We start from the raw sequence: 12,421 nt of genomic DNA, 5'->3' as shown, positions 1-12,421 counted from the left end.
GTTGAGTCGGCTCAGTCGTTACGCAGCACCACTTTGGCGTATTCGGAGATGCCAATGACGTGAAAAAACGCCGCCACCAGGCGGTGTACTTCGACAAACTGAACCTGGCGGCCAGCACCCTGCTGGAGCGCGACCCAGTTCAGCAAGGTGCCGGCGGCGGAAAAGTCGACCCGGATCAGGTGCCGGCAAGAGATGATCAGCACGTCCGCCTGTTGCAGCCGCTGCTCGAGTGCTGCCAGCGTATCCTGCGGGTCACCCCGGATTTCGCCCGAGAGCTCCACCAGCCCGAGTTGGTTGAAGCCGGACTTCGGCTCTAACGTGTCGCCACCGGCTGGCTGGGTCGATGGAGCCGACTCAAACGTGCTCTCGCCCAGCACGGTCTGGACCTGCTCGATCGTCGCATCGGACAACAAGGACTGGAAATGGCAGCGCGGCGCCTCCCAGCTCGGCGGTGAGACTTCGTAGGTGACGCAAAAATCGAGCGCGGTCAACTCGAACTCGTCCGGGCAGTTCATGGCCCGCAGCACCGTCAGGCGCAGCTCCCACCACAGTTGTTCGACATCGCGGCGGCCCGAAGGGGTCTGGGCCTTGAGCCGTTCGCGCAGGCAAGCGGCACCCAAAAAGCACAGTGTCACGTCCTGGTCGCCCCAGAGGGTGAAAATGCCGAGCAGCGCGCGCGCGGCCTTGAGGTCGATCAACTCCAGCGGCGACCAGTCCAGCACCCAGGGCTGGCTGGTGCGCAACAGCACACTTTGCAGCGTGCCGACCGCATGCGCGTCGAGCGTGGGTTCGCACACCCAGGCTGTGCGCCGCTTGTCTGGCGCCGCCTGGACGCGCTTGCCGCTCAAGCCCCGCACGATGGCCGGCAGGTCGTACCACTGCGGCGCCGAACGGTGGAAGCGATTGACGAATTCGACCGCACGGCTCTCAAACGGCGCCATCTGCCCGGTGGCGCGGTACAAGTCAAACAAAGTGAGCCAGTCGTTGGGCTGATCGGCCCGCACGCCCCCGGCGCCCAAACCCTGCAACAGCCCTTGTTCGGCGGCCGCGTCGTCGCCGTTGGCAAAGCGAATCGCAGCCTCCTCGATCTCGGGATCCTGCATGATTTCCTGCACGTCCAGCGCGTAGAACTCGGAGGCGGAAAAGGGCGACTGCTGCCGACCGTCCGCGCCCGGCGCAGTGGCTGCCATCAGTCCGGTGCGCAGCGCCGCCGTCGCCGCAGCAGGCGCCGGTGACGGCGTGCTGCTCTGAGCGCTTGTGGGCTGACGCAGCGCCGCCTCGCCCCCCCTGTGCTCGCCTTCCTCAGGCTCGCTCTGGGGGCCCGATTCGGCGTCGCCGGCCTGCTGTCTGCGCCGGCGCTCGTGCCCGTCCCATGCCTGTGCCTGGGTGCTGCTCTGTGAGCCGCTGCTGATAAGGGATTCCGGCGCCTTGGTTTTCCACCACTGCATCGACATCTGGGCTTCGATATCGTCGATTTTTTTCAGCGTCTGCGCCCGATCGTCGGGCCGAGACGGCAGACTGCTCTGGAAAAACGAGGGCCGCACGCCGCGCTCGGTGCCAGACTGATCGCTGCGACTGCGGATTTTTCGCAGCGCGTCAAATTCGCGCTTGCGCACAAAATCGTTGCGCCGCTTGCGCTCGACCAGGCTTTTGAGCGCCTCCTTGGTGTGGACGCTCTCGCCTTCGACCGACCGGGTGTCCAGATCGGCCCAGCGGGTGGTGGGGTGACGCACGAAGCGCATCACCTTGGACAGAAAACCGCCGTTTGAATCTTCCTTGGGCATGGAGCGTCAGGGGAAAACCAAAACCGTAGAGGCCGAATGGGACTCAGTCGCCAAACATCTTTTGCTTGAGCTCGCGACGCTGCTGCGCTTCGAGCGACAAACTGGCGGTCGGACGCGCAATCAGGCGGCCCACGCCTATGATCTCGCCGGTTTCGTCACAATAACCGTAGTCACCCGAGTCGATGCGGGCAATCGCTTGCTCGATCTTTTTCAGCAGCTTGCGCTCGCGGTCGCGGGTTCGCAGCTCCAGCGCGTGCTCTTCCTCAATGGTGGCGCGGTCGGCCGGATCGGGCACCACGGCCGCATCCTCACGCAGATGTTCGGTGGTTTCACCGGCGTTGGCCAAGATGCCGTCTTTGAGCTGACAGAGCTTGCGGCGAAAGAACGCCAGTTGCAATTCGCTCATGTATTCGCTGTCCGGCATGGCGAGCACGTCTTGATCGGTCAACTGCTCAAGCGGTAGGCTTTTCCAATTGTCGGCCCGCAGCAGGTCTTTCGGAAGCGCAGGGGTGAATGCGGCAGGGATCATCGAAGCACGTGAATTCATGGTGGAAAAAGTGGCCTTGGCGGCATTGGCGGCATGGGTCGGCAGCACAGCAGCCTGCGTCATCTGCTCGAGCATGATTTTTTTTGCCGCCCGCTTGCCCAGCGGCCGCGGCGTAGGCTCGAACGACGACAGCGCTGCGGCTTCGGCCGCAGCGGCAGGGCTGGCAGCCAGCGCTGGCTCCGACGGGGCCAAGACAGGGGATGCGCTGCCGGCTGCGCGCCCAGGCGCCGTTGCAGCTTTTACCGTCGGCGCATGGGCCGCTTTTTTCGGCCGCGTGGCAGCGGCGGCTGGAGTCGACGGCACGCCCGGGTCAGCAGCGACCATCTCGACCTCTGCCGCAACGGATGTGGCTGGGCTTTTTTTGGTGTTCGGGCTGGCCGGGATTTTCACAACGGATCTCCTGTGCGCACCTGGGGGCGTCGGCTCTGGGGTTGAGACAGCAAACGGGGCATCTTGCACGAGGGCTGATGGCGCTGGTGACTTGGGCCGCGATTCTAACGATGGCGACGGGCTGGCAGACAAAACAGCACCCGAGGGAAACCCCAGTTGTTGGAGCAGCGAGACAAAGAGCACGATACGTTCCTTCTTGCGGTCTGGAGTTCAGAGCAAAGCCTGATCCAAGCCCTGTACCAGTATGTCGCGCGGCAAATCAATGCCGATGAACACCATTTTGCTCACGCGCTCTTCGCCCGGGGCCCAGGGCGCGCCGAGGTCGCTGCCCATGAGCTGGTGCACGCCCTGGAAAATCACCTTGCACTCGGTGCCATCCATGTCGAGTACACCTTTGTAACGCAACATGCGCGGCCCATAGACCTGCACGATGGCGCCCAGAAAATCTTCCAGCTTGGCCGGGTTGAATGGCCTGCTGGCGCGATAGACGAAGCTCTTGACATCGTCGTCGTGATGGTGGTGGTGCGCAGCAGCGTGGCCGTCCTGATGTGACGGGTGCGAACAAGGCGTCTCGTGCTGAGAGTGCGCGCCGTGCGCGTGCTCATGCGGGGGGTGCTCATGCTCATGCTCGAGCGCGCGCAAAAAATCGGGGTCTATGTCGAGCTTGGCATTCAGGTTGAAGCCGCGCAGATCGAACACCTCGCTGAGTGCTACCGCGCCGAAATGCACCGCGCGCATCGGTGCGCGCGGATTCATGTGCTTGAGGCGATGGGTGAGCGCGTCGAGCTCAGCCGCACTCACCAGGTCGGCTTTGCTGATGAAAATCTGGTCGGCGAAGCCGACTTGTCGGCGCGCTTCCTGGCGTTCGTTGAGCTGCTCGGCGGCGTGCTTGGCGTCTACCAGCGTCAGGATGGAATCAAGCAGATACTGCTCGGCGACCTCGTCGTCCATGAAGAACGTCTGCGCCACCGGCCCCGGATCGGCCAAGCCGGTGGTTTCGATCACCACGCGCTCAAAATCGAGCTCGCCTTTGCGTCGCCGCTGCGCCAGGTCTTGCAAGGTGGCGCGCAAGTCTTCGCGAATGGTGCAGCAGATGCAGCCGTTGCTCATCTGAATGATGTTTTCGTTCGTGTCGGCGACCAAAATCTCGTGGTCTATGTTTTCTTCGCCGAACTCGTTTTCGATCACCGCGATCTTCTGGCCGTGCGCCTCGCTCAGCACGCGCTTGAGCAAGGTGGTTTTGCCCGAACCCAGAAAACCGGTGAGGATGGTGGCGGGAATGAGGGACATGGATATTCAGTTGGGAGCAACACGAAAGCCTGCTGGCAGCAGCGGTTAAGTGTATGCGAGTAGCCCGCACTTTGTGCCGCGCGGGCAAGATCAATTCGCTGTTTTATGCCGGCCCGGCACAAGCCCGGCCCGCTACGCGCTGGCCGCTTGCTGCAGCGCCCACATGCCGGCGTAAACCCCGCCCTGATCCAGCAGCGCCGCATGCGTGCCACGCTCTGTGATCTGGCCGCGCTCGAGCACCAAAATCTCGTGCGCGTCGACCACGGTGGACAGTCGGTGTGCAATCACCAGCGTGGTCTTGTCGCGCGCTGCGTTTCTGAGTTCGGCCTGGATAGCGCGCTCGTTGGCCGAATCCAGCGCCGAAGTGGCCTCATCGAAAATCATGATGGGCGGATTTTTCAACAAGGTGCGGGCGATCGCCACCCGCTGCTTCTCACCCCCTGAGAGCTTGAGGCCGCGCTCGCCCACGATGGTGTCATAGCCCAGCGGCAGTTTGCTGATGAAGTCGTGAATGTGCGCCGCCTGCGCCGCCTGCACCACCTCGGCGTGGCCGGCCTCGGGGCGGCCGTACCGGATGTTGTATTCGATGCTGTCGTTGAACAACACCGTGTCCTGCGGCACGATACCGATCGCCTGGCGCAGACTGGCCTGCGTGACAGCGCGAATGTCTTGCCCGTCGATGCAGATGCGCCCACCTTGTGCGGCGTTGCTGACGTCGTAGAAGCGGTAGAGCAGGCGCGCCAGAGTGGACTTTCCCGCACCCGAGGGGCCGACCACGGCCACCGTCTGCCCGGCTGGAATTTCAAAGCTCAGGCCATGCAGGATTTCTCGCCCTGGTTCGTAGGAAAAACGCACGTTCTCAAAGCGCAGCGTCGGCGCGCCGCGGCACAGCAGCGCCGGCGCGCCCGCTCGATCGGCGACTTCTCGCTCTTGCTCGAGCAAGGAAAACATCCGGTCCAAATCGGTCAGACTTTGCTTGATTTCGCGGTACAGCACGCCCAGAAAGCCCAGCGGAATGTAGAGCTGGATCATGAAGGCATTGACCATCACCAGATCGCCCAGCGTCAACCGGCCCTCGGCCACGCCCTGGGTGGCGCGCCAGAGCATCAGCAGCAGCGCGACCGCAATCACCAGTTGCTGGCCGGCGTTGAGCATGGACAAAGTGGTCTGTGTCTTGATGCGCGCGCGGCGCAACTGCTCCAGTGCAGCGTCGTAGCGGCGCGCCTCGAAGGCCTCGTTGTTGAAGTATTTGACCGTTTCGTAGTTGAGCAAGGAGTCGATCGCGCGGCTTTGGCTGACGGACTCGTACGCGTTCATTTCGCGCCGCAGCTTCATGCGCCATTCGGTCACCAGCACGGTGTAGCTGATGTAGACCAGCAGGGCAAGCAGCGTGATCCAGACGTAGCCCAGGTCGAACAAGGTGCCCAGCAGCGCCAGCACCAGGGCAACTTCGATCAAGGTCGGCAGCACGCTGTAGAGCGAGTAGGAGATGAGCGACTGCACGCCGCGCGTGCCGCGTTCGATGTCGCGCGTCATGCCGCCGGTCTGGCGCTCCAAGTGAAAGCGCAGACTGAGTGCATGCAAATGGCCAAACACCTGCAAGGCGATGCTGCGCGTCGCGCCTTCGGTGGCCTTGGCAAACACCAGTTCGCGCAGCTCGGTGAATACGGCAGTGGACAAACGCAAGCCGGCGTACGCCAGCAACAGGCCCACCGGCACCACCAGCAGCGCCTGCGCGCTGCCAGGCGCAATGTTCATGCCGTCGACCAGTTGCTTGAGCAGCAAGGGCACGCTGACGTTGGCCATCTTGGCCGCCACCATGAAGCCCAACGCCAGCAGCACGCGCAGCCTGTACTGCCACAGGTAAGGCAACAGACGCTTGAGTGTGTCCCAGTCGCTGCGGCGCGCGGCCCTGGCAGCGCTGGCGCTGCGCAGCAAGGTGGCGTCAGGACCCTCAGGTGCGGGCGAACTGCGGTCTTGGCGCATGCGGGACAATCGGAACCATTGTCCACCGATTGTGCCCATGTCCAGCCAACCCCACCCGAACGCCCAAACCAGCCTGCCGCACGACCGCGAACTGGTGCTCAAAGTCATTCCGATGCCGGCCGACTGCAACCCGAACGGCGATATTTTCGGCGGCTGGGTGATGGCGCAGGTCGACCTGGCTGGCGCCGTGCTGCCGGCACGCTACGTGCGCGGGCGTTTTGTCACGGTGGCGGTCAACCAGTTCATTTTCAAGCAGCCGGTGCGGGTGGGCGACATCCTGAGCTTTTTCGCCCACGTCAGCCGCGTCGGCAACAGCTCGATCACGGTCCAGGTCGAGGTCTTTGCCGAACGCTTTTCGGCCCAGGGCCGCTACGTCAAGGTGACCGAAGCCAGCCTGACTTACGTAGCCGTCGACGCGCAGGGCAAGCCCCGTCCGATCCCGAACGACGCCCTGAACCCGCCTGACTGAAGACCACGCGCTGCGCGCTTGGCCGCTCAGCCCGCCAGCGCGGCGTGGTGCACGTAATGCGCCAGCAGGCCCAGCAACTCGTCCTCCGCATAAGGTTTGCCCAGGTAATGGTCAACCCCCAGGGCGCGGGCGTGTTCCCGGTGCTTTTCGGCCATGCGCGAGGTGATCATGATCACCGGCAGGGCCGCCAGCCGGGGGTCGTTGCGAATGTTGCGCACCAGATCGAAGCCATCCATGCGCGGCATCTCGATGTCAGACAAGACCACCGTCGGGCGCTCTTGCTGCATGCGTTCGATCGCTTGCAGACCGTCGGCGGCCAGAGCGACCCGATAGCCCTCGCGCAGCAGCAGTCGCTGCGTGACGCGGCGCACGGTGATCGAGTCGTCTACCACCAGCACCAGCGGCACCGAACTCGGCACCGAAGCGGCTGACGACTCGGCCCGTCTGTGCGGCACGGCCGACGGCTGCTGGTTGTGCACCCAGGCGGGCACCCGGCTGCCATACACAGCGGCCAGCGCCACCGGGTTGTAGATCAGAGCCACCGCACCCGATGCCAGCGAGGCGATGCCGGCCAGCCCAGGCAAACGCGCCAACTGCGGCCCGAGGTTTTTCACCACCACTTCCTGGTTGCCCAGCACCTCATCGACGTGCAGCGCCACGCGCTGCGCAGCACTGCGGAAAATCACCACCGCATGGCTGCGCCCAGGGGTCTGATACGAATGCGGCGACGACTGCAACAAGGCGCCGGCCCAGTAAAACGCCAGCTCTTGCTCGCCCGCGCGCAGCGTAGCGCTGGCGTAGGCCTGAGCCAACTCGGTGCTGCTGATGCGGCGCACCAACTCGACCAGATGCGAAGGCACACCCAGTGTGAGCTCCCCGGCGCGCAACATCACCACCTGCGTGACAGCGGTGGTCAGCGGCAGCACCAACTTGAAGCGCGTACCCAGCCCCGCCTGGGAGCCGGTCTCGATGCGTCCGCCCAGCGCTATCACTTCGGAGCGCACCACGTCCATGCCGACGCCGCGGCCGGCCAGCGCCGTGACTTGGGCCACGGTGCTCAGCCCGCAGGCAAACACCAGATCGGCCGCCTGTTGATCGCTCAAGGGCGCGCCCGGCACAATGAAGCCTTGGGCCTCGGCCTTCTCGCGCAGCAGCGCCAGGTCCAAGCCGGCGCCGTCGTCCTGGAACACGACCGATACGTCGTTGAGCTCGTGTTTGAGCATGATGTCTATGCGTCCCTCGGCCGCTTTGCCCGCCGCCCGCCTGACTTCGGGCAACTCGATGCCGTGCACCACGCTGTTGCGCAGCAAGTGCTCAAAAGCGGTGGTCATGCGGTCGAGCACGCCGCGATCCATTTCGATACCGCCGCCGCTGATGTCTAGCCTCACCTGCTTACCCGTTTCCTTGGCGGCTTGTCGCACCACGCGGTACAGGCGTTCGGAAATGCCTTCGAATTCCACCATGCGGGTGCGCAACAGGTCGCGCTGCAGCTCGCGCGTCAGCCGCGCCTGCGCCACCAGACTGTCTTCTGTGCTCTGCGCGGCGCGCTGCAGGTTGCGCTGCACGGTGGCCACGTCGCTGACCGACTCGGCCATCATGCGGGTGAGTTCTTGCACCCGGGTGAAGCGGTCAAACTCCAGCGGGTCAAACGACAGCTCGGCGTCGCGCGCCTGTGCCAGCCGCGACTGCATCTGCGTTTCGGCCTGCAGCTCGATCTCGCGCAGTTGATGGCGCAAGCGCTCCAGATTGCCGCTCAGGTCTTGCAGCGACCCGCGCAGACTCAGCAGTTCAGACTCCATGCGCGCGCGACTGCTGATGAGTTCGCCAGTCTGGTTGACCAACCGATCCAGCAGTTCTGGGCGCACGCGCACCGCTGCACCGGGGCGCGCACTCACGGTGGCGGGCGCTTGCGCCAACGGCAGGCCGGCCAGCGCCGAAAGGGGTGCGACCGCAACGGCCGCAGCGACCGCAGCGCTGGGCTGCTCGGGAACGACCAGGAGCACCCCGGGCGACTCGGAATCGCTGCGGCGCAGCCAGTTGAAGCGGGCGTCGATCGCGTCAAACGCCGTTTGCAAAGGCTCCAGATCGGTATCCGGCTGCAGTTCAGACCCGAGCCGCTCGGCCAAGGTCTCAAGCCGGTGCGCCATCTCACCCAGTCGCAAGGCACCGGCCAGACGAGCACTGCCCTTGAGGGTGTGCAGATGGCGCAATACCTCGGCACGGGCGATGCTGTGGTCCGGCTGCGCCTTCCACTGACGCAAAGCAGCGGCCAGGCGCGGCAACAGTTCCTGTGCTTCGTCGGCGAAAATGGGGAACAAGTCGACGTCTATCGTGTCGCTGACGTCGATGTCGTCGTCAATGTCCTGCACCTGCCGCGCCGCAGCTCGCGGCGCGTCTGCGTGGACCGTCCGTGCAAGCGCGGGCTGCGGGATAGGCGTTTGGACTTCGCTTGCAAGCGCGCTTGGCGCGCCGCCAGAGGCCGACAAGAGCTGTGGAGTCGGTGGCAGCGCGGCACGCTCTGGCTCTGGCTCTGGCTCTGGCGCGGCGGCTGTCGTCGGCGTGCCTGCTGCCGCGGGCAGCTCTTGCTGCAGCACGCGCTGCAGCGCGGCCAGCAATTCAGGCTTTGGCTGCTTGAGAAAACCGGCGGCAAACTGGTGCAACAGAGCGTGAATCTCTTGCGCCGCCGCAACGAACAAGTCGGTCATTTCGGCGTTGAGCGCCGCACCGGCTTGCTGACGCATGCCGACCGACTCCAGCGCGTGCTCGAGCGCGCGCGCAAGCTGGGATAAGCCGTCAAACCCGACCGCCGCCGAACTGCCGGCCAGCGAATGCGCCAGCGCCTCGGCCTCGGCAGGCAAGGCCTCCTGCGGCTCGAGTGCGGCTTCGTCGAGTGCGGTGCACAGGCGTCGCGACCACTCGTCTGCCTCGTTCAGGTAGACGTTGTAGAGCTTGATACCGATGCACAGCGGGCCAACGACGCGGACCTGCTCGTCGCTCAGGGCGCCCAGGAAGGGGGCATCGACACCTGCCAACGGCGCTGGGCTGCCTGCCTGCTGCTCGGTTTGCGGCAGCGCCGCTGCGCCGGCGTCTTCGACCGCAGCGGCTGGCGGTGGCACCTCAACCGACAACTCCAACAACCGGTCGAAGTCAATTTCTTGCAGCAGCGGCGACGGCTCAGGTTCCGAGTCAGACCGCTCATCGTCGCTGCCCTGCAGCGGCCCGTCTTCGCATGCCGGGACATCGACCCGCTCGGGGCCTTGCTGGCGCGCCGCGGGGTCGGCGGGCACTTGCTCTGGCGGAAAATCAGGCTCGAAGCCTGGATCGGGGAAAAACAGCGCAGCGGCTGCGGCGTCGAGTTCGCCCACTTCCAGCTCGCTCGACAGCAGCGCGTCTGACGGCGGTGCCGGCGCAGCCTGCTGCGGCTCGGTCCGGTGCGGAAGCAGCAGAGCCTGGTAGCTGGCCTGCGTGCGCCAGGCCAAGGCGCTGTCACAAAAAGCCTGCGCGTGCCAGTGCGCAGCGCTGCCGTCAACGATGTCCTGCACCCAGCAAGACAGCGCTTGCAGCGCCTGCTCGGACAAGTCGATCATCTCGGATTCGGCCGGATGCCGTTCGGCCAGCACGGTATTGAGCAACTGCTCCATGGCCCAGGCGGCCTCACCGAACTCGGACAGGCCGACCATGCGCGAGCTGCCCTTGAGCGTGTGAAAGGCTCGGCGCAGTGTGCTCAAACCCTCCAGATCAGCCTTTTGATGGCGCAAGCGCCGCACCGCCTGCAGACCGCTGGCCAACACTTCCCGGGCTTCTTCCAGGAAGATATGGAGCAGGTCGTCCTCTGGCGGCCCAGACGGCGCAGCGAGCTCGGCACTGGTCTGCGAGACCCGCCCGGTGAGCGGCTGCGCCACATGCTCCAGGCCGACCAGCGCCAGGCTGGCCGCGCCGGCGTCTGCCTGCACCACGGCTTGAGCCGCGTGTTGCGCAGCGCGTGCCCGCTCACCCTGTTCGGCCTGTTCGGCCTGCGAGACTTGCGAGGCCGGCGTGTCCAAGCCTTGACTCAACTCGACCAAATCCAAGCCTTCTGGTGCGCCATCGACCACGCCATCGACCACACGCTCGAGCGCCGCACCGATGAACTGCGCCTCTTGCTGGGCCGCTAGCGGCGCGCTCTCAGGGCTGTGCGATTGGCCGACCAGGGACAGCAACTCGCCTTGTTCCGCATTAAAGACGAACAGCTTCTTGGCCAGCGCGGGTTGGTAGTTGAGCATGTCGACCAAAAAGCCCAGCGCGCTCAGGTTTTTGCCCAGTTGCTCGAAGGTGCCGGCCTGGCACGCCAGCGTCTGGTCGACTTCGGTATCGAGCATCTGTTCGACGCTGGCGCGCATGCGGGTGACCGCCTGCACCGCCTGCTCGAGCCCGAGCACCGAGAGCACGCCGCGCATTTGCGCCAATTGCGACAGCGCCAGGTTCAGCCCCGCCTTTTCCTGCGGCTTGCGGAAAAACTGATCCAGCAGTTTCTCCGTCTGTGCCAGGGAAACCTTGAGCTCGCCGACCACGCTGCCCATGGTCTGGCGCTCGCTGACGCGGCGGTAGAGTTGCTCCATCCAGGCCTGGAGCGGCTGCGCCGGCGCGCCGGCAAGCACCTGCTCGAGCCGCACCGCCAGCGCCTGGGTGCGCTCGGTCATGCTGGCCGCATCGGGGTCGAAATCCTCGAAAGCAGCCTCCAGGTACAAGGTGGTGGTGGCGACCTCCATCGCCAATTCGGTCCGCACGCTGGGCGCTTCGCGCGCCGCCTGCTCAGACGCCCGAACCAGGCTGCGGGCCAGCGCGGTGCTGGCCGGATGCAGCTTCAAGAGCGAGTCCGCCACCAGCCCAAGTTGCTCGACAACCGCGCGCACACGGCCGGCGTCGCCCCCCGCATACAAGGACCAGGCTTCTTTGGCCGCCACAATCCGTTTGCGCGCCTTGAGCAGCAAGGCCGGATCAAAGCGCCCCAGGGTGGCGCGCTGGTAGTCCGCCACGGGCACCGATTCGATTCCAAAGGCCTGCTGCACCGCCTGCAACTGACTCCCGGCGGCCAGCCGTGCACCGCCAGCCTGCGCACAAAAAAACAACAAGTCGTGCAACAGGGTTTCCGACACCTGAGTCTGACCCCGCGCGCATGAGGCAAACTGCAGCAAGATGCGCGAAGTCGCACGCTTGACGAACACGTCCAGCGGCAGCAACTGCTGCTCTTGCGCCTCAAAGAAGGCGGCAGCCACGCGCCAGAACGTCTGGCCGCGCGGCACGTCGGCGCCGGCGGAAAGACGCGCACAGATACCGACCAACTGTTGCGCTGAAGCGATATCGGTATTTTTGACCAACTGCAACACCAGGCGGTCGAACTGGGGCCGCAACGACGCCTCGCAGCGCAGCGGCGCAAGACCCTGCGGCGGCGCCACGTTCAGGCCATGCTGCTCGAACGGCCACAGATCGGCCGGATGCACGCGCTCGGCGCCGGCCAACTCCTGCACCTCGCGGTACTGCACAAACAAAGCCACCGGCGGCACCGGCACCTGGTTGAGCATGGCCTGCAGGTATTCGATCAGGGCAAAGCTGGCGCGCTCGATCGTGCTGGCCGCCTGCGCGGTGCAGGTGCCGGGCCGCTGCACGAAAGCTTGCACGGCAGCTTCCATGGCGCGCAACACCTGCGACGGTGCGCCCAGGCCGACCGCCTCGAGTGCGCCAACGGCCTGATGCAACTGCTGGCGCGCCAGCCGCAGCGGGGCCGGGTCGAGCGCCGCCAGATCGCCCAGGCGCGCTTGCTCGGCTTCCCGCACGAACCGCTGCACCGCCTTGTTGGCGGCTTCGAGGGACTTGCGCAGCTCGTCAAACACCCAGGCCAGCGGACCCAGGTCCACGAGCGGTGCATCTGGCGGCAGACTGTCGGTGGCGGTGTCGAGCATGATGGCGTGCATGAGG

6 protein-coding genes are annotated in these 12,421 nt (G+C 65.3%); 1 reads left to right on the top strand and 5 read right to left on the bottom strand.

Annotated elements, in window-relative coordinates:
- Window positions 1-11: 11 nt before the first annotated feature.
- From EST26_RS04280 to EST26_RS04265, 4 genes are all read right to left on the bottom strand, one after another.
- Window positions 12-1,784, bottom strand: coding sequence for an STAS domain-containing protein (locus EST26_RS04280; RefSeq protein WP_291065649.1), 1,773 nt, complete (start codon window positions 1,782-1,784; stop codon window positions 12-14).
- 43 nt (window positions 1,785-1,827) lie between these two features.
- Window positions 1,828-2,655, bottom strand: coding sequence for an RNA polymerase-binding protein DksA (dksA, locus tag EST26_RS04275; RefSeq protein ID WP_291065757.1), 828 nt, complete (start codon window positions 2,653-2,655; stop codon window positions 1,828-1,830).
- A 276-nt stretch (window positions 2,656-2,931) separates the two neighbouring features.
- The gene (locus EST26_RS04270; protein ID WP_291065648.1) at window positions 2,932-4,011 is read right to left on the bottom strand and encodes a GTP-binding protein; all 1,080 of its coding nucleotides are present in this window, start codon (window positions 4,009-4,011) and stop codon (window positions 2,932-2,934) included.
- 132 nt (window positions 4,012-4,143) lie between these two features.
- Complete coding sequence (locus EST26_RS04265; RefSeq protein ID WP_291065647.1) at window positions 4,144-5,997, bottom strand: ABC transporter ATP-binding protein/permease; 1,854 nt, start codon at window positions 5,995-5,997, stop codon at window positions 4,144-4,146.
- Between the two features lie 37 nt (window positions 5,998-6,034).
- On the opposite strand from EST26_RS04265, the gene EST26_RS04260 reads away from it, so the two are divergent.
- On the top strand, window positions 6,035-6,466 hold the full coding sequence (locus tag EST26_RS04260) for an acyl-CoA thioesterase (protein WP_291065646.1): 432 nt from the start codon (window positions 6,035-6,037) through the stop codon (window positions 6,464-6,466).
- 26 nt (window positions 6,467-6,492) lie between these two features.
- Here EST26_RS04260 and EST26_RS04255 read toward each other — a convergent pair whose 3' ends face one another.
- Window positions 6,493-12,417, bottom strand: coding sequence for an Hpt domain-containing protein (locus EST26_RS04255; RefSeq protein WP_291065645.1), 5,925 nt, complete (start codon window positions 12,415-12,417; stop codon window positions 6,493-6,495).
- Between the last annotated feature and the right edge of the window lie 4 nt (window positions 12,418-12,421).

The sequence above is a fragment of the Hydrogenophaga sp. genome (genome assembly GCF_014773545.1).
Classification (GTDB): domain Bacteria; phylum Pseudomonadota; class Gammaproteobacteria; order Burkholderiales; family Burkholderiaceae_C; genus Hydrogenophaga.
Note: the sequence above shows the minus strand (reverse complement) of the source record. Positions and strands in the feature narration are given on the sequence as shown.